General features: G+C 72.6%; 23 protein-coding genes, 2 pseudogenes and 1 riboswitch. Of the genes and pseudogenes, 12 read left to right on the forward strand and 13 right to left on the reverse strand.

The window, feature by feature from the left end; translation table 11 throughout:
- Positions 1-8: 8 nt before the first annotated feature.
- The 4 genes and pseudogenes from ACFVDM_RS10295 to ACFVDM_RS10310 all read left to right on the forward strand — a co-directional run bounded on the left by ACFVDM_RS10295 (position 9) and on the right by ACFVDM_RS10310 (position 4,369).
- Positions 9-2,487, forward strand: a pseudogene (locus tag ACFVDM_RS10295) (molybdopterin oxidoreductase family protein).
- On the forward strand, positions 2,484-2,972 hold the full coding sequence (locus ACFVDM_RS10300) for a hypothetical protein (protein ID WP_383635755.1): 489 nt from the start codon (positions 2,484-2,486) through the stop codon (positions 2,970-2,972). The pseudogene ACFVDM_RS10295 and the gene ACFVDM_RS10300 overlap by 4 nt, the downstream one beginning before the upstream one ends.
- 91 nt (positions 2,973-3,063) lie before the next feature.
- On the forward strand, positions 3,064-3,825 hold the full coding sequence (locus ACFVDM_RS10305; protein ID WP_383635758.1) for a VOC family protein: 762 nt from the start codon (positions 3,064-3,066) through the stop codon (positions 3,823-3,825).
- A gap of 217 nt (positions 3,826-4,042) precedes the next feature.
- Positions 4,043-4,369: a plasmid stabilization protein gene (locus ACFVDM_RS10310; RefSeq protein WP_383635761.1), complete on the forward strand. Its 327-nt coding sequence runs from the start codon at positions 4,043-4,045 to the stop codon at positions 4,367-4,369.
- Positions 4,370-4,444: 75 nt separating this feature from the next.
- On the opposite strand, the gene ACFVDM_RS10315 is transcribed toward ACFVDM_RS10310, so the two are convergent.
- From ACFVDM_RS10315 to ACFVDM_RS10330, 4 genes are all read right to left on the reverse strand, one after another.
- The gene (locus tag ACFVDM_RS10315; RefSeq protein ID WP_383635764.1) at positions 4,445-5,113 is read right to left on the reverse strand and encodes an HAD family hydrolase; all 669 of its coding nucleotides are present in this window, start codon (positions 5,111-5,113) and stop codon (positions 4,445-4,447) included.
- Positions 5,114-5,183: 70 nt separating this feature from the next.
- Positions 5,184-5,765 (reverse strand): isochorismatase family cysteine hydrolase, encoded by a 582-nt coding sequence (locus tag ACFVDM_RS10320; protein WP_383635767.1) that lies wholly within the window; start codon positions 5,763-5,765, stop codon positions 5,184-5,186.
- Positions 5,765-6,802, reverse strand: coding sequence for an NAD-dependent epimerase/dehydratase family protein (locus ACFVDM_RS10325; RefSeq protein WP_383635770.1), 1,038 nt, complete (start codon positions 6,800-6,802; stop codon positions 5,765-5,767). The genes ACFVDM_RS10320 and ACFVDM_RS10325 overlap by 1 nt, the downstream gene beginning before the upstream one ends.
- 45 nt (positions 6,803-6,847) lie before the next feature.
- Positions 6,848-8,032, reverse strand: a complete 1,185-nt coding sequence (locus ACFVDM_RS10330) for an alcohol dehydrogenase catalytic domain-containing protein (protein ID WP_383635773.1) — start codon at positions 8,030-8,032, stop codon at positions 6,848-6,850.
- Positions 8,033-8,307: 275 nt separating this feature from the next.
- On the opposite strand from ACFVDM_RS10330, the gene ACFVDM_RS10335 reads away from it, so the two are divergent.
- The 3 genes and pseudogenes from ACFVDM_RS10335 to ACFVDM_RS10345 all read left to right on the forward strand — a co-directional run.
- The gene (locus tag ACFVDM_RS10335) at positions 8,308-9,342 is read left to right on the forward strand and encodes a PP2C family protein-serine/threonine phosphatase (RefSeq protein WP_383635776.1); all 1,035 of its coding nucleotides are present in this window, start codon (positions 8,308-8,310) and stop codon (positions 9,340-9,342) included.
- A 156-nt stretch (positions 9,343-9,498) separates the two neighbouring features.
- Positions 9,499-9,945: an Asp23/Gls24 family envelope stress response protein gene (locus ACFVDM_RS10340; protein ID WP_383635778.1), complete on the forward strand. Its 447-nt coding sequence runs from the start codon at positions 9,499-9,501 to the stop codon at positions 9,943-9,945.
- Positions 9,946-10,040: 95 nt separating this feature from the next.
- Positions 10,041-10,691: pseudogene (locus ACFVDM_RS10345) on the forward strand (SDR family NAD(P)-dependent oxidoreductase); the annotation flags it as partial.
- A gap of 56 nt (positions 10,692-10,747) precedes the next feature.
- Here ACFVDM_RS10345 and ACFVDM_RS10350 read toward each other — a convergent pair.
- Both ACFVDM_RS10350 and ACFVDM_RS10355 read right to left on the reverse strand, forming a co-directional pair.
- Positions 10,748-11,839, reverse strand: a complete 1,092-nt coding sequence (locus ACFVDM_RS10350) for a glutamate--cysteine ligase (protein WP_383635781.1) — start codon at positions 11,837-11,839, stop codon at positions 10,748-10,750.
- A gap of 63 nt (positions 11,840-11,902) precedes the next feature.
- Positions 11,903-12,472 carry a DJ-1/PfpI/YhbO family deglycase/protease gene (locus ACFVDM_RS10355; RefSeq protein WP_383635784.1) on the reverse strand — a complete coding sequence of 190 codons (570 nt, stop codon included), beginning with the start codon at positions 12,470-12,472 and terminating at the stop codon, positions 11,903-11,905.
- A 209-nt stretch (positions 12,473-12,681) separates the two neighbouring features.
- A riboswitch (ZMP/ZTP riboswitch) is annotated at positions 12,682-12,767 on the forward strand.
- A gap of 22 nt (positions 12,768-12,789) precedes the next feature.
- On the opposite strand from ACFVDM_RS10355, the gene ACFVDM_RS10360 reads away from it, so the two are divergent.
- On the forward strand, positions 12,790-13,656 hold the full coding sequence (locus ACFVDM_RS10360; RefSeq protein WP_383635787.1) for a bifunctional 5,10-methylenetetrahydrofolate dehydrogenase/5,10-methenyltetrahydrofolate cyclohydrolase: 867 nt from the start codon (positions 12,790-12,792) through the stop codon (positions 13,654-13,656).
- A 35-nt stretch (positions 13,657-13,691) separates the two neighbouring features.
- Here the strand turns inward: ACFVDM_RS10360 and ACFVDM_RS10365 are convergent, their stop codons facing one another.
- Positions 13,692-15,170 (reverse strand): aminotransferase class I/II-fold pyridoxal phosphate-dependent enzyme, encoded by a 1,479-nt coding sequence (locus tag ACFVDM_RS10365; protein ID WP_383635790.1) that lies wholly within the window; start codon positions 15,168-15,170, stop codon positions 13,692-13,694.
- Between the two features lie 253 nt (positions 15,171-15,423).
- Complete coding sequence (locus tag ACFVDM_RS10370) at positions 15,424-15,816, reverse strand: VOC family protein (protein WP_383635793.1); 393 nt, start codon at positions 15,814-15,816, stop codon at positions 15,424-15,426.
- Positions 15,817-15,942: 126 nt separating this feature from the next.
- On the opposite strand from ACFVDM_RS10370, the gene ACFVDM_RS10375 reads away from it, so the two are divergent.
- Positions 15,943-16,908: an LLM class F420-dependent oxidoreductase gene (locus ACFVDM_RS10375; RefSeq protein ID WP_383635796.1), complete on the forward strand. Its 966-nt coding sequence runs from the start codon at positions 15,943-15,945 to the stop codon at positions 16,906-16,908.
- Positions 16,909-16,946: 38 nt separating this feature from the next.
- On the opposite strand, the gene ACFVDM_RS10380 is transcribed toward ACFVDM_RS10375, so the two are convergent.
- The 3 genes from ACFVDM_RS10380 to ACFVDM_RS10390 all read right to left on the reverse strand — a co-directional run bounded on the left by ACFVDM_RS10380 (position 16,947) and on the right by ACFVDM_RS10390 (position 19,057).
- The gene (locus ACFVDM_RS10380) at positions 16,947-17,591 is read right to left on the reverse strand and encodes a LysE family translocator (RefSeq protein ID WP_383635799.1); all 645 of its coding nucleotides are present in this window, start codon (positions 17,589-17,591) and stop codon (positions 16,947-16,949) included.
- Positions 17,592-17,655: 64 nt separating this feature from the next.
- A complete protein-coding gene (locus ACFVDM_RS10385) occupies positions 17,656-18,114 on the reverse strand; it encodes a DUF2871 domain-containing protein (RefSeq protein ID WP_383635802.1) in 459 nt (152 codons plus the stop codon).
- Positions 18,115-18,232: 118 nt separating this feature from the next.
- Positions 18,233-19,057 (reverse strand): helix-turn-helix domain-containing protein, encoded by an 825-nt coding sequence (locus ACFVDM_RS10390; protein WP_383635805.1) that lies wholly within the window; start codon positions 19,055-19,057, stop codon positions 18,233-18,235.
- Between the two features lie 68 nt (positions 19,058-19,125).
- On the opposite strand from ACFVDM_RS10390, the gene ACFVDM_RS10395 reads away from it, so the two are divergent.
- Positions 19,126-19,884, forward strand: coding sequence for a dienelactone hydrolase family protein (locus ACFVDM_RS10395; RefSeq protein WP_383635808.1), 759 nt, complete (start codon positions 19,126-19,128; stop codon positions 19,882-19,884).
- Between the two features lie 173 nt (positions 19,885-20,057).
- A complete protein-coding gene (locus ACFVDM_RS10400; protein WP_383635811.1) occupies positions 20,058-20,381 on the forward strand; it encodes a hypothetical protein in 324 nt (107 codons plus the stop codon).
- 25 nt (positions 20,382-20,406) lie between these two features.
- On the opposite strand, the gene ACFVDM_RS10405 is transcribed toward ACFVDM_RS10400, so the two are convergent.
- Positions 20,407-21,186 (reverse strand): class I SAM-dependent methyltransferase, encoded by a 780-nt coding sequence (locus ACFVDM_RS10405; RefSeq protein WP_383635814.1) that lies wholly within the window; start codon positions 21,184-21,186, stop codon positions 20,407-20,409.
- A gap of 56 nt (positions 21,187-21,242) precedes the next feature.
- Here ACFVDM_RS10405 and ACFVDM_RS10410 point away from each other — a divergent pair, with 56 nt between their 5' ends.
- Complete coding sequence (locus ACFVDM_RS10410) at positions 21,243-22,298, forward strand: ArsR/SmtB family transcription factor (protein WP_383635817.1); 1,056 nt, start codon at positions 21,243-21,245, stop codon at positions 22,296-22,298.
- Between the two features lie 46 nt (positions 22,299-22,344).
- Here the strand turns inward: ACFVDM_RS10410 and ACFVDM_RS10415 are convergent, their stop codons facing one another.
- Entirely contained in the window at positions 22,345-23,142 is a 798-nt protein-coding gene (locus ACFVDM_RS10415) for a MerR family transcriptional regulator (RefSeq protein WP_383635820.1), read from the reverse strand.
- Between the last annotated feature and the right edge of the window lies 1 nt (position 23,143).

Here is a 23,143-nt window from a genome sequence, read left to right on the forward strand (position 1 = left end):
AGGATCACATGGGCATGTCCGTGGACCGGATCGCGGAGCCCTGGGGGAGCCGTACCTCCTACGGCCGGCACGAGCCGTGGCCGGAACGGGTGGACACGTTCCTGGCCCCGGGGGTGGACGCGGAGGCGGTGGACCGGTGGGTCCAGACGGCGTCCGTCCTGCACTCCGACGGCGACGCGATGGACGTGGCGGTGAAGGACGGTGCCTTGGTCGGTGTGCGCGGTCGACCGCGTCAACCGGGGGCGGCTCGGCCCGAAGGACCTCTTCGGCTGGCAGGCCAACGGTTCCGGCGACCGGCTGACCCGCCCGCTCGTCCGCCGCGACGGCGAACTGACCGAAACGGACTGGGACACCGCGATGGGGCTGGTGGTGTCGCGCTCCCGGGAACTGCTGGCGGACCGGGGGCCCGGCTCGATCGGGTTCTACACCTCCGGCCAGTTGTTCCTTGAGGAGTACTACACGCTGGCGGTTCTGGCCCGCGCCGGGATCGGCACCAGCCATCTGGACGGCAACACCCGTCTGTGCACCTCCACGGCGGCCGAGGCGCTGAAGGAGAGCTTCGGCTGCGACGGCCAGCCCGGCAGCTACGACGACATCGACCATGCCGACACCCTCGCGTTCTACGGCCACAACATCGCCGAGACCCAGCCCGTCCAGTGGATGAGGGTCCTCGACCGGCTGCAGGGTGCCGATCCGCCCCGTCTGCTGTGCGTGGATCCACGCCCGACCCCCGTCGCCCGGCACTCCACCGTGCATCTAGCCCCCCGCCTCGGCACGAACCTGGCGCTGCTCAACGCCCTGCTCCACGAGATCATCCGGACCGGCCGCGTGGACGAGGACTACGTACGGACGCACACCGTGGGGTACGAGGAGCTGGCGCGTACGGTCGAGGACTGCACGCCCGCGTGGGCGGCCGGGATCTGCGACGTCCCGCGCACCGCGATCCAGGAGGCCGCCGAGACGATCGGCACCGCCGACCGGCTGCTGTCCACGGTCCTTCAGGGCGTCTACCAGTCCCATCAGGCCACGGCCTGTGCCGTCCAGGTCAACAACCTCCATCTGCTGCGCGGCATGCTCGGCCGGCCCGGCGCCGGAGTCCTCCAGATGAACGGTCAGCCGACCGCGCAGAACACCCGTGAGTGCGGTGCGAACGGCGACCTCCCGGGCTTCCGGAACTGGGAGAACGACGCCCATGTCGCGGATCTCGCGCGGGTGTGGAACGTCGAGCCCTCGACCATTCCGCACTACGCCCCGCCGACGCACGCCCTGCAGATCTTCCGTTACGCCGAGCAGGGCTCGATCGGGATGCTCTGGATCAGCGGGACGAACCCGGCGGTGTCGCTGCCCGAGCTGCCCAGGGTGCGCGCGGTCCTGGACCGGCCGGGGCTCTTCACCGTGGTGCAGGACCTCTTCCTGACCGAGACCGCGCGGTTCGCCGATGTGGTCCTGCCGGCCGCGACCTGGGGCGAGAAGACCGGCACGTTCACCAACGCGGACCGGACGGTTCACCTGTCGGACCGGGCGATCGAGCCACCCGGCGAGGCACGGGCCGATCTGGACATCTTCCTGGACTACGCCGCCCGGATGGACTTCCGCGACAAGGACGGTGCGCCGCTGATCCCCCGGCGTGACCCCGAGTCCGCCTTCGAGGCGTGGAAGCGGTGCAGCAGGGGCCGGCCCTGTGACTACTCCGGGCTCTCCTACGCCGCTCTGCGGGGCGGCAGCGGCATCCAGTGGCCGGTCACCGCGGACGCGCCCGGCGGCACCGAGCGGCTCTGCACGGCGGGCGCCGCCTGGGCGGATCCGTCCATGTGCGAGACCTACGGCAAGGACCTCGTCACCGGTGCCTCCGTGTCCGAGACCGCGTACCGGGCGTTCAATCCGGAGGGCAGGGCCATGCTCAAGGGAGCCGCATACCTGCCGCCCCTCCAGGAGCCGGACGGCGACCACCCGTTCCAGCTGACGACCGGACGCACCGTCTACCACTTCCACACCCGCACCAAGACGGCCCGCGCCCCGCAGCTGAACGCGGCGGCCCCCGACGTCTGGGTCGAGATGAACGCCGAGGACGCGGACGCCCTGCACTTCGGCGAGGGCGACCTCGTGGAGGTCACCGGTCCGCGCGGCGCCCTGCGCGGCCGGCTGCGGCTCACCGGCATCCGGCGCGGTCTGCTGTTCGTGCCGTTCCACTACGGCTACTGGGACACCCCCGCGGGGCGGGGACCGGACGGAACCACACCGGGACGCGCCGCGAACGAGACGACCGTGACCGACTGGGACCCGGTGAGCAAACAGCCGTTGTTCAAGATCGCGACGGCGGACATCCGGCTCGTGGCCAGGGGCTCGGCGGAGGCGTCGGTCGCCCCCACCACGGCCGCCTCGGCACCCGCCAGGACCGGCGGCGCCGTCCGTCCGACCGAGGGGGGAGCAGCGGCCGAGGTCGACGAGGGACCCTTCCACGACACCCGAGGGGGCGACGCACAGTGAAAGGGATCGTCTACACCCTCGAAGCCCTCCACGACGGTGAGTGCGCGCTGGCGGGCCAATGGGCCGAGGCGGCCGCACGCCACAGCGCGGAGCACGAGGTCCGGCACGTGGCGCAGATCCTCCTCGGTTGGTCGAACGAGCACGGCCGCCGGCTGGCGGACGCGGGCGCCCGGTACGGCCTCGCTCTCGACCCGCCGCCCGAGCCCGGCCCGCGCGGGTTGCCCCCGGCCGACGAGGAAGGCACCCTGGCGGAGGAGCACCCTGCGGAAGAGGGGCTTCTCCTGCTGCTCGATCTTCGCGAGCTGCACCTCGGGGCCTGTGGCAACTCCTTGTTGTGGGAGATGCTCGGGCAGGTCGCGCAGGCGTCCGGGGAGTCGAGCCTCCTGGATCTGGCCACGTCCTGCCATCCGCGGACCCTGCGACAGATGCGATGGACGAACACCATGCTGAAGTCGCTGTCACCCCAGGTGCTCACCAGCCTGTGAACCTCCATGGAGCGGCCCGCGCGCAACCCTGCCGCGGGAACGAACGAGAAGCGACGGAAGGCACCCCATGTCCCCTCAAGGGACACAGCCCGTGGCACCTGTCCCGGGCATGCCCTGCTGGGTCAATCTCATGGTCGGCGACATCCACGTCACCCGGGCCTTCTACGCAGCGGTCCTGGGCTGGACCTTCGAACCCAGCACCCTGGGCAACGGATTCCTCACCGCCTCCGCCGACGGCAGACCGGTGGCGGGCATCGGCATGAGCCGCCCGGGGCTGGCGCCCGCACCGGAATGGACCCCCTACTTCGCGGTGTCCGACGCCGACGCCACCACGGCACGCGTCCAGGAACGCGGCGCCACCGTCGCCGTCGGGCCCGTGCCCCTGGGCCGGGGGCGGGCCTGCCTGGCCGCCGACCGGGACGGCGCGGCCTTCGGATACTGGCAGGGGCCCGCGCCGTGCTGGGCCCTGGGCGGCGACGCCCTCGTCCGCCTCGATCTGCGGTCACCCAACGCGTTCGACGCGGCGGTGTTCTACGGCGAGGTCTTCGGCTGGAGCGAGAGCGGGAACATCAGCGTCACCTACGAGAACGACCGCATCCGGGTCCGGCACGGCGAGCACTCCGCCCTGTGCCTCCGCGACGGCGGCGCCCACGCCGCCCCGGACCCCCGCCTGCGGTCGCGCTGGCTCGTGACCTTCGCCGTGGACGACGTGGAACGCGCCATGGTGACGGCCCTGTCGGCGGGCGGAAGCAGACCCAGGCCCCCGGCGGAACCCTGGACGCCCCAGGGGTTCAGCCGTACCCTGCTCGACCCCGACGGAGCACTCTTCACCCTCGTCCACCGCGGGCCATGAAGGCCGTCCCGGGCCGGAAGCGCGTGAGTTCGCGCGGATGCGTCCCGGCCGGGGACCGCACCGGTCCACCCCGTCACCCGAGCGCACGGCCCGGTGAGCGGGCCCGTACGGGCGGTGCGATGTTGCGGAGACGGCCCCGCCGAACCGGGGCGGAGCGCATGAACCCCGGGCAACCGGGCCGACCGACACCCACGAGAGCGACCAGGAGGTCACCGTCATGCCGGCAGGGTCCAACCGCAAGCGCGAGCGCCAGTACGAGCATGTGAAGGAGAGCGCGAAGAGCCGCGGCGAGTCGGAGAAGCGCGCCAAGGAGATCGCCGCCCGCACCGTCAACAAGGAACGCGCCCGCGCGGGGGAGTCGAAGACGGCGAGCAGGACGTCCACCCACGACCCCAAGTCCGCCTCCCAGCGCGGCGGGGAGCGTTCGCACAAGGGCGCCCAGGGCCGCACCAAGGACCAGCTCTACGAAGAGGCGAAGAAGAAGAACATCGAGGGCCGTTCCACGATGAACAAGGAGCAGCTCCGCAAGGCGGTCGGTGGCTGAGGCAGCCCGATGTGCGGCGGCGTTCCGGACGGACCCCCGGGGGAACGCCCGCCCGGCGGCGCGGACCGCGCGGACTCAGGGGTGCAGCCGCCCGATGACTCCGGAATCGATCCGGGCCAGGAGAGCGGCCGGGGAGTCGTGGATCTCCACGGCTCCGGCCGCCTCCAGGTCCGCCCGGGGAATGCCGCCCGACAGCAGGCCCACCGCGGCCACGGATGCCCCGGTGGCGGCCTTCATGTCCCAGACGGAGTCCCCGATGTACACGCTCTCCTCGCTGTCGGCGCCCGCGATCTCCCGCGCGTGGTGGATCTGGTCCGGCGCGGGCTTGCCCTGCTCCACGTCATCCGCACCGGCCGTGCCGGAGATGACGTCGTCCGCGTCGAGCGCCCGGCGCAGGGCGGCGAGTTCGGTTCCGGACGCCGAGGTCGCCAGGACGACCGTCCACCCGCGTTCCGCGAGGGTGTGCAGCAGTTCCGCCGCTCCGTCGTGCGGCGACAGCCGGTCGAAGTACGTCGCGTAGAGCGCGGAGTGCGCGGCGCTGATCCGGGCGTCCTGTTTCGTGTCCCTTCCGGGGCCCAGGAGATGGCCGACGAGGTCGTCCGAGCCCAGGCCGATCGCCCGGTGGATCGCGGGCATCGCCACCGTGTGCCCGGCCTGGCGGAACGCCTCCCACCAGGTGGTCACGTGCAGGTAATTGGTGTCGACGAGGGTCCCGTCCACGTCGAACAGCGCGGCGCGTGTCATGAGTGTCCTTTCGGTGCCGGTGCCGGTGCCGGTGCCGGTGCCGGTGTCGGTGTCGGTGTCGGTGTCGGTGTCACAGCGCTATGTCCTCGGCGGCGCAGACCCGGGCACCCATGTTCCGTTCGGTCATCCGCAGCGCGGCTTCGGCCAGGTCCGCGTGGATGTGGGCCACCCCGTCCCGGGGGATCGTCAGGTCCAGATGCCGGATGTGGGCGTCGAGCGCAGAGTAGAGAATGCACTGCTCCGTCACCTGGCCGGTCAGGACGAGGTGGTTGATGCCCAGTTGGTGGAGCAGATACGGCAGCGGGGTCTCGTAGAAGATCGAGTGCCGGGCCTTGACCACGAAGAGCGACCGTTCGTCGGGGCGCAGCGGCTCGACGAGATCCGGACGGGCTCCGGCCAGGGCCGCCTCGACGATCTCCCCGTGGTGCGAGCGCCAGTCGCCGAAGTTGTCGTTGGCGTAGACGACCCGTGTCCCGCCGCTCCGGGCCGCCTCCAGCATCCGGGCGATGACGGGCACGGCCCGCTCGGCCGAGCGCAGCAACTGGTCGGCGTCCTCGTGGTCGTACGGATTGATCATGTCGATGACGACCAGCGCCGTACGGGACTTGGCCCGCAGCGGCTCGTCCCGAGAGGGCGCCGCCCAATCGGGCATCAGGACCACCGGCTGCCGGCCATCGGGGCGGTCGGCTCACCGCTGCCGCGGACGGCACCGCTCAGGAACGCGGTCAGCGCCTCGGACGCCGAGTAGCGGGGCCGCCAGCCCAGGACCTCGCGCGCCCGGGTGCAGTCCATGACGGGCAGGCGCAGCACGGCGTCGAAGAGATGGGGCGAGGCGGGGACCGCGCGGGCGTGCCACGCGGTGGCCAGGGCGGCCCGCACCACCGGGACCGGTGCCCGTACCACGCGCGCGTCGAGGAGTTCGCCGAGCGCGCGGGCGTCGGTGACGGTGTCGGCGGCGAGGTTGAAGGGGCCGCGCGCGTCGCCCGTCACGGCGAGCCGGTACGCCTCGGCCGCGTCGTCCGTGTGCAGCACCTGGAACCTCAGGCCGTCCAGATCCGGTACGAGGGGCAGCAGGTCGGGGCGGATCAGCATCCCGGGCAGATGGGTGCCGCCGAAGATGCGGCGCTGTTCGGACGCCGAGGTCTCCTTGAACAGGAAGCCCGGCCTCATGCGCACCACCCGGATTCCCGGATTGCGCAGTTCGAACGTGTCCAGGACCCGCTCCAGATACGCCTTCTCCCGGCAGTACGCGGCGTCGGGCCAGCCATGGGTCGGCCATCCCTCGTCCACTCCCGGTTCCTGTTTCGGCCCCGGCGAGTACGCGCCCACGGACGAGGCGTGGACCAGAGCCGGGACGCCCGCCGCGCGCACGGCGTCGAAGACCCGCATCGACCCCTCGACGTTGCTGCGCCAGGTGACGACGGGGTCGTGGGTCGGCTGGAAGCGCCAGGCCAGATGGACGACGGCGTCCGCGCCGGCCAGCAGGTCCCCGAGGACCTGTTCGCTGTCCGGCAGGGAAAGGTCCGCCCGGTGCCAGGCGACGCCGGGCAGCGTGAGGTCGGGCAGCCGCCGGGCCAGGCCGAGGACCGATCCCACGTCCGGGTCCCGGGACAGGGCCCGGACGAGGCTCGTGCCCACATTGCCGGTCGCGCCCGTGACGACGACGCGCAGCCGATGCGATGCGTTCACCGTGATTCCTTCCGTTGTCCGCTGCCCCTGACAGTTCAGGGCCGTTCAGGGCCGCAGCAGGGTTTTGACCATGCCGTCGGCCTTCGCCTGGAAGGCGGCGTACGCCTGCGGCGCGTCCTCCAGCGGCAGATGGTGCGTGGCGAAACCGTCCACGCCCAGCGGATCGTCGTCGCCGAGCAGCGGCAGGAGGTCGGGGACCCACCGCCGGACGTTCGCCTGGCCCATCCGGAGCTGGATCTGCTTGTCGAACAGCGTGAGCAGGGGGAGCGGGTCCACGGCGCCGCCGTAGACGCCGGAGACGGAGATCGTGCCACCGCGCCGCACCACGTCGATGGCCGTGAGGAACGCGGTCAGCCGGTCGACGCCCGCCCGTTCCATCACCTTGCGGGCCGCCGCGTCCGGGAGCAGCCCGGTGGCCCACTGGCCCGCCCTGCCGAGCGGCGCGCCGTGGGCCTCCATGCCGACGGCGTCGATGACCGCGTCCGTGCCCCGGCCGCCGGTGAGGTCGCGGATCGCCTGCGGGAGGTCCTTCCCGTACCGGCCCAGGTCCATCACCTGGATGCCGCGCGCCGCCGCGCGGGCCAGCCGTTCGGGGACGAGATCGACGCCGACGACGAGACCGGCGCCGCGGTGCAGCGCGATCCGGGCCGCCATGTCGCCGATGGGTCCGAGGCCGAGGACCGTGACGCTGCCCCCGGGCGGCACCGAGGCGTACTCGACGGCCTGCCAGGCGGTCGGCAGGACGTCCGACAGATAGACGTAGCGGTCGTCCTCCGGACCCTCGGGGACCTTGACGGGCAGGGTGTCGCCGAACGGGACGCGCATGAACTCCGCCTGCCCGCCGGGCACCTGGCCGTAGAGCTTCGTGTAGCCGAACAGCGAGGCCCCGGTGCCGTACTCCGTCACCTGCGTGGTCTCGCACTGCGAGTACAGCCCCTGGTCGCACATGAAGCAGGTGCCGCAGGAGACGTTGAACGGGACCACCACCCGGTCACCGCGTGCCAGGGCGGTCACCTCCGGGCCGGTCTCCTCGACGATCCCCATCGCCTCGTGCCCCAGAATGTCCCCCGCGTCGAGATAGGGGCCGAGCACTTCGTACAGATGCAGATCGGATCCGCAGATGCCGGTCGAGGTGACGCCGATGATGATGTCGCGCGGATCCTCGATGACCGGATCGGGAACGGTTTCGACGCGGACGTCCCGCCTGCCTTGCCAGGTCAGTGCGCGCATGAGTCATCTCCTCCGTTGATCGTGCGTTCTCGGATTCGGCGGCCGGCCGGCCGTGCGCCGCACCGCCCCGGCCCCGCCCCTACGGGCCCTCCCGGCCCCGAGGGCATCGGTGTGCCCTCCCTTGTCCATACTCCTCCTGTCACCCGTGACCGTCCTGCGGGCGAGAGGCCGCCGGCCTCCCGCCACGCGTGTGCGCCGTCCCACCGCGCGTACGGCACGGCCGGGGGCCAGACTGCTCACGAAGGGGAGACCGGCGTGGAGTGGAAGGTCCCGGGATGACGCAGGCGACCGGCGACGACCTGTTGGGCTCATTCCTGGCCGATCCGCACAACGCCGCCCTCGACATGACCACGGCCGTGGAGCGCTGCACCCATGCCCTCGGGCTCCAGCAGTCGCTGGTCTGTCTCCCCCTGCTGGACGGGGCCGAACGGCTGGGCGTGGTGGCGGTGCGGGCCCCGGCCCTGGACGCCGTGCTGCTGCGCCGTGCGCGGGCCCTCGCCTCCCTGCTGGCGATGATGGTCACCTCGAAGCGGCACTACAAGGACTCGTTCGTGCGCAGGACCCGGACGGACACCATGCAGCTGCCCACCGAACTGCTCCGGGCGTTCCTGCCGCCCCGCACCATCGGGACGCCCGACGTCGTCTCGACCGCCGTGCTCGAACCCGCCTACGAGATCGCCGGGGACGGCTTCGACCACGCGCTGACCGGTACGACGCTGCACGCGTCCATCCTCGATTCCATGGGGCACGACCTGACCTCCGGCCTCGCCACCTCGGTCACCCTGGCCGCCTGCCGCAACGCACGGCGCGTCGGTGCCGATCTCCCCCAGCTCGTCGAGGACGTCGATGCGGCCCTGGCACGGTGGCTCCCCGATCAGTTCTGCACGGGCGTCCTGGCCCAACTGGACGTCTCCTCAGGCCTGCTGCGCTGGAGCAACTGCGGTCATCCCGCACCGCTGCTCATCCGCGTCCAGGCGCTCGTTCCGCACGCGATGGAGAAGGAGGCGGACCCGCCGATGGGCTTCCCCTCCACCCTCGTGCCCGGCCCGCGCCAGGTCCACCGGATCGCCCTGGAGCCGGGGGACCCGGTGCTGATGTACACCGACGGCGCGACCGAGTCCCGGATGCGCAACGGAACGGAATTCGGCCTCGAACGCTTCGTCGACTACGTCGTGCGCGCCGCCGCGAGCGGAGAACTGGCGCCCGAGACGCTGCGCCGGCTCATCCACTCCCTCCTGGAGTCGGAGACCACCGGCCTGCGCGACGACGCGACCATCCTGATGTTCGAGTGGAAACGCCCGCAACGGTGAGCGCCCCTCACCGCGAGTGAACCCGGGCCCGCCCACCGCCACCCGAATGGCGGGCACCCGGGATCCGGAGGACCGTGGGAGAGGGCACGGGCCGGCGCCGACGAAGCCGCGCCGGCCCCGATCCGCCCCTCCCGGAGAACTCTGTGTGAGGCACTCATGACGAACGAAACGCTCGGCGGAACAGCACTGGGTACGGAAGGTTCGGACGGCGGCCCCCGGGGCACCACCACCATCGCGGATTCGGTGGTCGCGACGATCGCGGGCATCGCCGTACGCGAGACCGACGGCGTCTATTCGCTCGGCGGCAGCGCCACTCGGGCCTTCGGGGCCGTGAAGGACAAGGTGTCGCGCTCCAGCGACGCCGGTCGCGGCGTCAAGGTGGAGGTCGGCGAGAAGCAGACCGCCGTGGACGTAGACATCGTCGTGGAATACGGCGTCTCCATCCTCGAAACCGCGAAGGACATCCGGTTCCGGGTGACCGACGCCGTGGAGACGATGACGGGACTCGAAGTCGTCGAGATCAACATACGGGTGCTCGACGTCCACGTTCCGGGCGACGACGCCGACGACGACGAGACCGCGCAACGGCCCCGCGTCCAGTGACGGCCCGTGCCCGCGCGGACCGCGCGGGCACGGGACCGCCCGCGAAGCGTCCGCGCCCCGACGCGAGGAGGGCGCGGTGCGGGGGCGGGCCCGTCATCCCGCGCAAGGAGGCCCGCCATGACCGACCCCGCGTCCGCACCCGACCCCACCGACCGCTTCCCCGCCCGGAGTTCCCGGAGCAGAGCCAGGAACACCCCGGCTGGACCGGGCCCATGGACCCGCCGCCCGACCACGGAGAGGACTCCTACCGGGGCCACGGGCTCCTGCTGAACCGCAAGACCGTGGTGACCGGCGGCGATTCGGGCATCGGCCGTGCCGTCGCCCTCTCCTTCGCCCGCGAGGGCGCGGACGTCCTTGTCACCCACCTCGACGCCGAGCGGGACGAGGCGCGCGTGACCGCGCGCCTGGTCGAGGAAGCCGGCCGGCAGGCCCTGACCGAGACATGCGACATCCGCGACGACAAGCAGTGCCGCGCACTGGTCGGCCGCGCCGTCGGGGAGTTCGGCCGCGTCGACGTGCTGGTGAACAACGCCGCGTACCAGAGGGCACAGCCCGACGGCGTCTCCGCCATCTCCACGGAACAGTTCGACCGGGTCGTGCGGACCAACCTGTACGGGATGTTCTGGCTCTGCAAGACGGCCCTGCCGCACATCCCGGCCGGCGGCTCGATCATCAACACGACGTCCGTCCTCGCCTCCGAGCAGGCGAGTTACGTCCCCGGCGAGATCGTGAACGCGACCGGGGGCACGCCGCTTCCCTGAACCGGGGCACAGGGAAGATCCCGGTCCCCCGGGCGCCGGGATCAGCCCCGTGTCAGGCTCACGCATTCGGCCACCATGGAGCCCAGACCGCCGGTGTGCGCGAACACCTCGCGCTGGGTGCGCGCCCCCGTTCCCCGCTCGCATACGGCGGAGAGCGCCTTCTCGGCGGCCCGGCGGTCGGCGGAATCCTCCAGGGCATCGGCGGTGTGGGCGAGCAGGGCGTCCAGGACGGCACGGGCGGGCTCCGGCCGCATGGTGGCGGGATGGAGCAGATCCCCGCCCAGTCCGCAACGGCCCGCCTGCCAGGCCGCCATGCGCAGCAGGCTCACCCCGGTGGCGTCCGGCGGATCGCCCGCGCGCCACGCGCGCGCCGCGGTCTCGACCAGGCCGCGCACCAGCGTGGCCAGGAGCACGGTGTCGTCGGGGTCCAGACAGACGTCCGCGACCCTGACCTCGACCGTCGGATACCGGTGCGAGAGCCGCGCGTCGAAGTACAGCATCCCCGGGTCGCGCAGCACCTCCGTCTCCATGAGCGCCCGCACCTGGTCGTGGTAGCCTCGCGCCGACCCGAACACCTCGACGGGCCCGGCGGACGGCCAACGCCCCCACACCCTGCTGCGATAGCTGTCGTACGCGGTGTCGCGGCCCTGCCAGAACGGCGAGTTCGCGCTCAGCGCGAGCAGCACCGGCAGCCACACGCGCACGCGGTCCAGGACGCCGACGCCTTCCTCGTCCGACTCCACCGAGACGTGCACATGGCACCCGCAGGTCAGTTGCTCCTGGGTGGTCTCACCGAACCGGTCGGCCAGCCAGGTGTGCCGTTCCCCGTCGCCGAGCGAGGGCTGGACGAGCACCGGCGAGGTCGCGAGCGCGACGACGGCGGCACCGGCGGCCGCCGCGCTTTGGGCGGCCTCGGCGCGCGTGCGGCGGATCTCCTCCGCGAGATCCCGCATCCGCGTGTGCGGAGTCGTGGCGAACTCCAGCTGCTCGTGCTGCAGTTCCTCCTCGAAGGCCGAAGGCCCCGCCGATCTGCGCTCCGCGACGGCCAGAACCGCCGTCGACCGTGCCCGGGGCTCCCCGGTGCGCGGATCGACCAGCAGCAGCTCCTCCTCCACACCGACCGTCCGTACCATGGTGTTCCTTCCGGCGGCAGTCCGGGCAGGACGGCGCTCAGGGGGTCCGGGCCGCGTTCGTTCTCACGGGGTGTCCACCGTGAGGGCGGTGTCCACCGCACGCAGGAAGTCGTCCAGGTCCCCGGGGGTGCGCGAGGTGATCAGACGCCAACCGTTCTCGTCGTCCGTGACGACCGCGGCATCGGTCCATTCGCCGCCCGCGTTGCGGATGTCCGTCTTCAACGACGGGTAGGACGTCAGCTTCTTGTCCGCCACGACGTCCGCCTCCACCAGGGCCCACGGCCCGTGGCAGATCGCGGCGACCGGCCGGCCCGACGAGGTAAAGGAGCGGACGATGCGCACGGTGTCCGACTGCTGGCGCAACGCGTCGGCGTTCAGGGTGCCGCCCGGAATCAGCAGCAGATCGTAGCCCTCCGGGTCCGCCTCGCTCAGCGTGAGCGTCGGCCGGGCCGTTCTGCCGGGTTTCTCGTCGCCCACCAGGGTCCGGATCTCGTCCTTGGACACCGCGGCGAGCGTCACCTCCGCGCCCCAGCCCTCCAGATGCCGCTGGGGGACGAGCAGCTCGTCCTGCTCGACACCGTAGTTGGTGACGATCACCAGTACTTTCCGTTTGCTCACGTCGTCGGTGCTCATACGGGCGCCCTTCGATGGAGGCTTTCCGGCCGCTCCGGCCGACACCGGGGCGAGCCCTTGTCCCTCCCCTCCACTCTCTGCCGCACGGGCGAACCGGGCAACCGCCCGGGACTGCGCCGTGCCATGGCGGGGAGGCCGTCGGCCGGCACGGAACGGGACCCTGCGGACCGCGATCCGGCCCCGCGACACGACGGTTTGCCCTAGGGTGACGAGCGGGCCGTGACTGGCGCTGAGGTGGAGTACCACCGGGGAGCGGTCCGACGAGATGTCGTTGCCGTGCGCCTGGGCGAGTGGTTGACCACGCCTGGAGGGCGCAGATGTCTTCGATTCGTACGGCCCGGCTCATGGACGGCACCGCTCCCGCCCGACGCATGCTCGGGGAGACGGCGGCAGCGGCGGCGGAGATCACCCGGCGTACGGGCACCGCGCCGTGTCTGGCGACGGTGCTGGTGGGGGAGGACCCCGCGTCGGTCACCTATGTGCGCATGAAGCGGGCGCGGTGCCAGAAGGCCGGAATCCGCTCCCGGCACATCGCTCTGCCGGCCGCGACCACGACCGCCGAACTGATCGGCACCCTGGCGGGGCTGTCCGCCGATCCGGACGTCCACGGCATCCTGCTCCAGCATCCGTGCGGGCCGCACATCGACGAGCGGGCCGCGTTCGAGGCGATCGATGCGGCGAAGGACGTCGACGGGGTCACGATGCGTTCCTTCGCCGCGATGGGCTTCGGGCTGCCGGGATTCGTCTCCTGCACCCCCGGCGGGATCATGCGGCTCCTGGAGGAGTACGACGTGGACCCGGCCGGGAAGCACGCCGTGGTGGTGGGCCGGAGCGCGATTCTCGGACGGCCGGCCGGGATGCTCCTTCTTGCGAGGGACGCGACGGTGACGTACTGCCATGCGCGGACGGCGGACCTGTCGGCGCACGTGCGGGAGGCGGACATCGTGGTCGCGGCGGTGGGGCGGCCCCGGCTGATCCGGGGCGAGGACGTCAAGCCCGGGGCGGTGGTGATCGACGCCGGGTACAACGCGGGCAACGTGGGGGACGTGGACTTCGACACCGCGCGCGAGCGGGCGGGGCTGATCACCCCGGTGCCCGGCGGCGTCGGACCGATGACGATCGCCGTCCTCCTCGCGCAGACCGTGCAGGCCGCGGCGCACCAGCTCGGTGTCCGGGAGCGGTGACGCACCCGCCCGGGTCCTCCTCATGAGCCGGGGCGTCAACCCTGGTCGCCGGCACAGACCCTGACGGTGCGCAGCTTCGGGTCGGCCGGGTCGGGAAGGTTCATGCCGGCCGCGAGACCGGTCACCAGATAGCGGAGCACGGGTTCGGTGAGCCGCTCCCCGGGCAGGACGACGGGAATGCCCGGGGGATAGGGGGTGATCATCTCCGCGGCGATCCGCCCGGCGGCCCGCTCCACCGGGACGTCCTCGGTGGGGGTGAAGTAGGCGTCGCGCGGCAGCCACTCCTGCTCCATGCGCAGTTCGGCCGGGGCGGGAACGGACACCTCCGGGCCGCGCGGCAGCGCGGGCGCCCGGTGGGCGAGGTCCCGCAGCCCCGCGAGCAGACGGTCGGCCGTCTCCGCGTCGTCGGCGTGGGTGAGTTGGGCGGTGATACGCCGGTGGTCCATGAGATGCATGTCGATGTGGTGGTGCTCGCGGAGCCAGTCCGCCGCGCGGTACCCGGAGATCCCGAGGTCCCGGATGTCGATGACGACCGGCAGCGGATCGAACTCGCAGCCGGCGTCCGGCCCGCAGAAGTCGGCACGGTCGTTGACGTGCATGCCGTCGACGGCCTCGATCTCCTCGCGTACGGCGGCGGCCAGCGCGAGGGCGCGCGACATCAGGGTGTGCCCCTCCAGGACCATCTGGCGCCGCCAGCCGTCGATGCCCGCGTAGAGCAGCACGGACGGGCTGGTCGTCCCCAGCAGGTCCGCGCGGGAGGCCAGCGTGTCGTGATCGATCAGATCGCCCCGCAGATGGAACACCGAACCCTGCTCCAGTCCGCTGCCCATCTTGTGGACGCTCGTGACGCAGACGTCCGCGCCGGCGTCCATCGCCCAGGTCGGCAAGGCCGGATGGAACGGCAGATGCGCTCCCCACGCCTCGTCGACGACGAGCGGGCGCGAGCGGCGGTGGCACACCTCGGCGACGGCACGCAGATCCGCCGCCACCCCGTAGGGCGTCGGGCTGGTGATCAGCGCGCCCCGCGCGTCCGGATGCGCGGCGAACGCGCGGTCGTAGGCGTCGGCGGTCGGCGGGTGCGCGAGATGCCGGTCCTCGTCCCACCGCGGTTCGACCCATACGGGGCGGATGCCGGACAGGATGAGCCCCGAGATCACGGACTTGTGCGCGTCCCGCCCCACCAGGAGCTCCTGGCCGTGCGCGGCTACGCTGAGCATGGCCGCCTTGACCGAGAGCGAACTCCCGCACGTGGAGAAGAAGGTGTGGTCGGCGTTGACCGCGTCGGCCATCAGCTCCTCCGCCCGCCGCAGCACTCGGGATCCGGTCCGCCGGTCGTCGAGCCCGCCACTGGCCAGCAGGTCCCCGAAGAACACCGCGTCCCCGAGCAGCGCACGGACCTCCGGCGCGGCGCCCCGGGCCTGTTTGTGGCCCGGGGGCGTGAACGCCAGCTCCCCACGGCGCCGGTAGGCGGCCAGCGCGTCGAGGACGGGTGCTGCGTCGTGCTTGTTCGGCATGCCTGCCGCCTTCCCGTGGTCGGCCTGTCACCGGGCGCCCGGCGGTGCCGGGGACGGGCGTCGCCGCCGGAACGCCGCCCGTCGTCTCCTCGACGGTCCCACGCCTGCCCCGTTCATGCCGACCGCATACGGCCCCACCTGCGGAAACGTCCACGAGAGCGGGTGCGTGCGCCTCACCGCGCAGCGACCGAAGCGGCACGCGGGGATCCGGGGTGGCCGCTCCGGCGCCGGGACCACCCCTGGCGCACGCCGCCTACGCGGAGCCGGCCCCGGAGGTGCTGCGGCAGAGGCAGAACGGGTGCCCGGCCGGGTCCGCGTAGACGCGGAAACCGCGCTCCCCGCCCCGGTCGTCCACGTCGAGCGGCGTGGCCCCGAGGGCCAGCACCTCGCGCTGGGCCGCTTCCATGTCCGTGACCGTGAGGTCGAGGTGCTCCTGCTGGGAGTCCCGATCGGCCCGGGGCCATTCGGGGGGCCGGTGCCCCGGCGCCCGCTGGAAGGCCAGACGCGCGCCGCCGGGTACCCGCAGGTCGTACCAGCGGTCGTTCTCGCGCGTCACCTCGCCGCCCAGTACGCCCTGGTAGAACCCGGCGAGTGCTTCGGGATCGGGGCAGTCCAGGGCGACCAGGCAGTACGTCGCGACAGGCATGGCGTTCCTCGCTTTCGGCGGTGCGGGTGTCCCTTCACGGGTTCCGCGTCCGGCACGGTGGAAACACGTTCCCGGATTCCTTTCACCCGGACGTTTCGCACACCCACGATCGGACAACCTTCTCATATGCCTCAATTCGGATACACGATGATGACCGAACAGGCGGGACCGCGGGCCCTGGTCGACGACGTGGTGGCGGCCGAACGGGCCGGCTTCGACTTCTCCGTCACCTCCGACCACTTCTTCCCCTGGCTGGCCTCCCAGGGGCACGCCCCGTACGCGTGGAGCGTGCTCGGCGCGGCAGCCGTCGCCACGTCCCGCATCCCGCTGATGACGTACGTGACCTGTCCGACGACCCGCTACCACCCGGCCGTCGTGGCCCAGAAGGCCGCGACCCTGCAACTGCTGTCCGAGGGACGGTTCCGGCTCGGCCTGGGCTCCGGCGAGAACCTCAACGAGCACGTCGTGGGCGCGGGTTGGCCCGACGCCCGGGTGCGCCTGGACAGACTCGAAGAAGCCGTCGGGATCATCAAGGCGCTCCTCGCGGGCGGTTACGTCTCGCACCGCGGCACCCACTTCGCCGTCGACAACGCCAAGCTGTGGGACCTGCCGGACGTCCCCGTGCCCGTCGGCGTGGCCGTCTCGGGCGAACGCTCCTGCGAGATCGCCGGCCGGCTCGCGGACCTCGTCATCGCCACCGAGCCCAAGGAGGACCTGCTCACCGGCTTCGAACGGCACGGCGGCGGCGGAAAGCCCCGCGTGGGCCAGCTCCCCGTCTGCTACGACCCAGACCGCGACGCGGCCGTCGAGCGCGCCCACGACCAGTTCCGCTGGTCCGTTGGCGGCTGGAAGGTCAACTCCGAACTACCGGGCCCCTCCGCCTTCGAGCAGGCCACCCAGTACGTCACCCCGGACGACGTCGCCGGATCCGTGCCGTGCGGCGACGACGTCGGCGAGTTCACCGAGGCGGTACGGGCCTTCACCGACGCGGGATTCACCGAGGTCGCCCTCGTCCAGATCGGCGGGGACCACCAGCGGCCCTTCATCGACTGGGCGCGGGAGAAGCTGCTGCCCGCGCTGCGAGCGCTCTGAGCCGGGGCGGTCCGGTCCGTCGTCCCGGGCCGCACGGCTCAGTCCTTGCGCCCCGTCGCCGCGACCGTCACACCCAGCCCGATCATGGCGAGCCCGCCGGCCCCGCCGACCAGGGAGAGCCGCCGCGGCGAGCGCGCGAACCAGTCGCGGGCCGTGGAGGCGGCCAGGCCCCACACCATGTCGGAGAGAAGGGCGAGCACGGCGAAGACGAGGCCCAGCACCAGCATCTGCGCGGCGGCGTGGCCCTGGCCGCGGTCGACGAACTGCGGCAGCACGGCGGCGAAGAACACGATGGTCTTGGGGTTGGAGACGCCCACCGCGAACCCTTCCCAGAAGGTGCGCCGGCCGCCCCGTGAGGCACCGGCGCCGGCTCCGGTGACCGCGGCGTGCAGTGAGCCGCGGTCGCGCCAGGCCTTGACGCCGAGGAAGACCAGATAGGCGGCGCCGGCCAGTTTGAGTGCCGTGAAGACGAGGACCGAGCGCTCCACCACGGCCCCGACCCCGAGCGCCACCGCGACGATCAGCACATAGCAGCCGGCGGTGTTGCCCACGACCGTGGTCAACGCGGCACGGCGTCCCTGGGCCAGCGCCCGCCCGATCACGAAGAGCACGCTGGGCCCGGGGATCGCGATCAGCAGGAACGACAACGCGGCGAACGCGAGAAGGCGGTCGGCAGACACCATGGGGCCCATGCAAGCACAGGGCGCACCCGCCGTTCCACGGGATTCCCGCCCGGCCCGTGCCCGGTCACGCCGCCGTCGCGTCCTCCTCCCGGCCGGCCGTCGGGGCCGGGTGCTGCACGTGGGCGTTGACGCGCTTGCCGAGGAGAATGAAGAACAGGACGAGCCCGACCGTCAGCACGATGTGCCCGAGGCCGGCGGTCAGCGGGACCGCCTCCGGTATGTGGTCCTCGTCGCGGCCGAGCACCGTCAGGATGCCGTGGACGCCCATCATCGCGGTCGAGAGCGCCAGCCCGGCGTTGTAGAGCCAGAAGAACGCGGTGAACAGGCGCGTCCCGGAGAGCTGGAAGACCTTGTCGAGGCCGAGGACGATCAGGAAGACGAGCATGCCGAGGGCGAGCAGATGGGTGTGCATCAGCGCCAGTTGGGTCTCGCCGTGGAAGTCCTCGGCCTTCGTGAACTCCCGGTAGAAGAGTCCCGAGACCACGCCCATGATCATGTAGACATGTGCCGCGTAGTACGACATGCGCACGGTGCGCCCCCCAGTCGGTCCGGTGTGATTGCGCCCATTCAAGCGGCGTCGCGCCGCTCCTTGCGCGGCTTTTATGGAACCGGCGTTCGAGAGTGTGCCGAGCGGATGCCGTTCAACGGAGGAGCCGGGCGATTCCGGCCTCGGCCTTGCCCCTCGCGTGGAACGTGACCAGCTTCTGCTCGGGGGCGTCGGCCAGTTGGAGGACCACGTGCTCCAGCTCGATCACGCCCAGCTCCGGATGGCGCAGCCGCTTGGTGCCCGAACCCAGGGGAACGACCCGGTGTTCGGACCACCAGGCGCGCGCCTCCGGGCTGCCGGCGAGCAGTTCGTCCAGGAGGGCGGCGAAGGCGGGATCGCCGGGATGACGGGCCCACGCCGAACGGAAACGGCCGAGGAGCGCGGACGCCTCGGCCGGCCAGTCGGCCATCACCCGGCGGGCGTCCGGATCGGTGAACATCCACCGCAGGAGATTGCGGTCCCTGGGCGGCCGGGCGGACCAGTCGGTCCACAGCGCGCTGGCGGCCCGGTTGGCCGCCAGCACGTCCCAGCAGCGGCCCGTCACGTACGCCGGATCCGGGTCGAGCCGGTCCACGAGCGCGACGACCGCCGGTGCCAGGGTCTCGGCGACGGCCGGCCCGGCGTCCCGAGGAGTGCCGTGGACCAGCGCGTGGAGGTGGCCGCGCTCCGTGGCGTCCAGGCGCAGCGCCGCCGCCAGCGCGTCCAGCACCTGCCCGGACGGCCGCAGTTCGCGGCCCTGCTCCAGATATGTGTAGTACGTGGGGGAGATGGCCGCGAGCTGGGCGACCTCCTCACGGCGCAGCCCACGCGTCCGGCGGCGGACCCCTGCGGGCAGACCGACGTCGGCCGGCTGGAGGCGTTCGCGGCGGGAGCGCAGCAGATCTCCCAACTCCCGTGAACGGGACGTGGATCGAGGCATCGTGGTACTCCGGTTACTGGGAAGAGCGCACTGTGGTCGCCGGTCCGCGCCGAGATTACGTTGACGCCATGAACGTCGGGAACACGGGCACCGGCACGACCGGGCCGTCCACCATCCGCACCGAGCACATCTCCCTCGCCGTCGACGACGGCCCGCCCATGGGCGCCTACCTCGCCCGGCCGGAAGGGCCCGGCCCCCACCCGGGCGTGGTGGTGGGCATGGAACTCTTCGGTGTCGACGCCCCCGTCCGCGCCGTCTGCGACCACCTCGCGGCACTCGGACACGTGGCGCTCGCCCCCGACTTCCACCACCGCACGGCCCCCGGCTGCGAGCTGCCCCGCGACGCCGCGGGCCGCGAACGCGGCTTCGCCCTGCTGGAGCGCATGACGCGGACCACCGTGATCAGCGACGTACGCACCGCCGTCGACCACCTCCGTGCGACGGGCAGTCCGCACGTCGGCATGGTCGGACTGAGCCTCGGCGGTCATATCGCCTACCTCGCGGCCACCGCCCTCGACCTGTCCGCCGTCGCCGTCTTCTACGGCGGCTGGCTGCCGACGACCGACATCTCCCTGAGCCGCCCCGAACCCACCCTGTCCCTCACCCCCTCCCTCTCGGGCCGGGTGCTCTTTCTCGTCGGCGAGCACGACCACGTCGTCCCGCCCGCCCACCGCAGGGCCGTCGCGGAGGCGCTCCGCGCCGCCGGCGTGTCCCACGAGATGGTCGTCTACCCGGGCGTCGGGCACGGCTTCCTCCAGACCGATCCCGCCGCGGCCGCCGACGCCTGGCGCCGCGTGTGCACGGCGATGAGCCTCCAGCAGCACTGAACGCCCCCGCGCAGGCGGGTTCCCGGCGGTGCCGACGACCGGCAGCCTGCCGGTCGCCGAAGCTGCCGGACCCCGGCATGGCCGGGAACCGGCCTGCTCGGCGACCATGGGCACGTCTTCGGACGGGACGCCCTCGCGTGGCGGACCGCGTGGCTCGGGAGGGAAGAGGCGTCATGGCCTGGGTGGTGGGAATCGGTGCGGTGCTGGGGCTGCTGGTCATCGCCCTGGGGATCGTCACGCTGCGGACCGGCTGGGTCGTGCCTCCGGCGCGCCGTCACGTGAGGCGGCACCGGCTGCACGCGCTCGGAGCCCTGTGCACCGGGGGGTCCGTCGTCCTCCAGAGCCTGTTCTTCTTCGGCGTCGTGCCCGGATTCTCGTGGGAGGAGCGGTTCGTCACCGGCAACGCCCTGCTGCTCGGAGGGCTCCTGCTGATCGCCCTCGGCCAACTGCTCCCCGCACGCGGGAACACGGGGGCCGCCCGCACCCCGGCCGCGTGAGGGAACGGGGCGCGGGCGGCCCCCGTCACGGCGCGCCGTCCCCCGCGACGAGCAGCCGGTAGCCGTAGTCGACGGACTCCCGGGTCAGCAGGTCCGCGTGGCGCCGGTGCCAGGCACCCGAGGCGAGGTCGGCGCGCAGACGCTCCATCGCCGGTGCGACCACGGACGCGGGCAGCTGGGCGAACGTCGAACTGGCCCGGCGGATCACCGGGTCGAGATAGCACTCCGGGCGCCTCCAGAAGGCGCACTGGAAGCCGTCGGTGAAATCGTGCGGGACGGGGAACGGCACCACCGTGTGCGCGTCCAGTGCCTCGGCCATCGCGGCGAGCGGGGCGAAACGGGAGCGGTCGAGGTCCCGGATCTCCGGCACGTACTCCTCGATCAGCCACAACTCGGTGCTGTGCCCCGGATCCCAGGTGAACACGAGCCGGCGGCCGGCGACCCGCCGCAGTTCGGCCAGGCCCCGGTACGGATCGGGCCAGTGGTGCACGGTCATCACCGCCATCGCGGCGTCGAAGGCCCCGTCCGCGAACGGCAGGGCCTCCGCCCCGGCCAGCACCTTGTCACGGCCGGGGTGCTGGTCGAGCATCACCCGCGACGGGTCCACCGCCGTGACCGCGAAGCCGTCCGGTTCGTAGGAGCCCGTTCCGGCGCCGACGTTCACGACCGTGCGCGCCCCGGCCAGCGCCCCGCTGATCAGGGCCGTCAGCCGTGGATCGGGCCGGCGGACCTTCCGGTAGCCGAGGCCGATGCGGTCGTACACGGCGGCGGTGTGCGGGGTGGCCCCGGAGGCAGAAGCGGTCATGCCCCGGATCCCACCAGGCCGCTGACCGCGGACGGAAGAGATTTAGGCTGGGCCGAATGTTGCTCCTCCGCCTGGACGTGGACGATCTGGCCTCCGTCCGCTTCGCCTGCTCGCCCCTCCAGGAGACCGTCCAGAGCCTGCGGGCCTGGCGCAGCCCCGTACGCTACGCCGCGCACCGGTCCTTCCTCCGGCAGTCCGCCCCGCTGCTCCGCCACGTCGACCGGCCGCTCCTCCAGGCGCTCGTCGGTCCGACCCGGCTCGTCCCGGACTTCCTCACGCCCCACCCGCCGACGCCGGCCACGGACATCGACGACGAGTTCGCCGCGCTGCGCGCCACGCCCGCCGACCGCGTCGTCCACGAGATCGAACGGGCCGCCGACGGGCATCCCGTGCATCCGCTCCTCCGCGGGGCGCGCACGGACCCCGAAGGACTCCTGGACGCCGTCGCCGACGCCCTCCACACGTACTGGCTGCTGGTCGTCGCCCCGCAGTGGCCGCGCATGTACGCGGTGCTGCGCGCCGACATCGTGCACCGCGCCGGCCGGCTGGCCGACGGGGGAGCCGCCGCGCTGTTCGCCGGTCTGGACCCCGGCGTTCGGTGGCGCACCGGCAGCGACGGCGACACCGGCGCCGGAACCGGCACCGGACCCGGCGCCGAGAGCGACACCGGACCCGGCAGCGGAGCGGCACCCCGCACCGGCATTCTGGAAGTGAACGCCTTTCCCGCCGAGCGGCACGAGGTAGCCGTCGACGGCCACGGGCTGACCTTCACCCCCTCGCTCTTCTGCGACCACGCCGTCACCGTCGTCGACCTCGCCCTGCCGCCACGGATCTGGTATCCGGCGCGCGGACTCGCCACGGTCTGGCACAGTGACACGCCCGCCCCGGCCGCCGCGCTGGCCGAGCTGCTGGGCCGCACCCGCGCCCGTGTGCTGGCCGCACTCGACCGGCCGGAGAGCACCACCGGGATCGCCCGGCGGCTCGGCATCAGCTCCGGCTCGGCCAGTCAGCACCTCGGCGTCCTGCACCGCGCCGGACTCGTCACCCGGGCCCGCCAGGGCCACCAGGTCCTCTATCTGCGCAGCCCGCTGGGCGACCGGCTCACGGTGTGAGCCGGTCGGGGCGGCACCGGAGCGCGGGCCCCGGCAGCACTCCCGCTCAGGACGGTGCCGGCCCGCCCGGCAGCCGGCCGGGCGGCACCCGCTCGATCCGGGTCCAGCCCTGCCAGCCGCGCTCCCTGAGGACCTCCAGCACCAGCTCGGCGCCCGGTGCCGACTCGATCATCGACGCGTCCATCAGCGCGACGAACGCGTCGTCGAAACCGTCGGTCCCCACCTCGCCGGCCCGGACGGCGCGGATCATCAGGCGCTCCAGGATGTCGGCGATCTCCACGATCCGTGGATCGCCGGCCGTCCAGTCGCGGTCGGGATCCCCGGTGAAGTAGCCGTACAACCGCACCATGTCGGGATCGTCCAGCTCCTCGTTCTTCTTGGCGATCACCGCGTCGATCATCTCCGGCACCTGAGCGGCGATCATGATCCAGGCGTCCCGCTCCAGCTCGATGTACCGCGCACCGACGCCGAGACCGCGCAGCCGGTCCAGATACGCCACGACGCTGCGGGGGAGCGCCAACTGCTCCCCGGCGGCGAGCCGGGCGAGTCTGCGGCGGGTGTCGCGCAGCCGCCGGATCTCGTCCCGCACCCGGCGGTCGATCTCCTCGACGCCCCGGGCGAAGCCCTCCGCGTCCGCGTCGAGCAGCTCCTGGACCCGGGCCAGCGGGACGCCCGCGTCGGCCAGGGTGCGGATCCGGATCAGCCGGACCACGGCGGCGGCGTCGTACGAGCGGTACCCGGAACGGTCGCGTTCCGGCTCGGGCAGCAGCCCGACCTTGTGGTAGTGGCGGACCGCCCGGACCGTCACTCCGGCGTACGCCGCGAGCCGGCTGATGGTGAGCATG

The organism is Streptomyces sp. NPDC057682 (genome assembly GCF_042799575.1).
Lineage (GTDB): Bacteria > Actinomycetota > Actinomycetes > Streptomycetales > Streptomycetaceae > Streptomyces.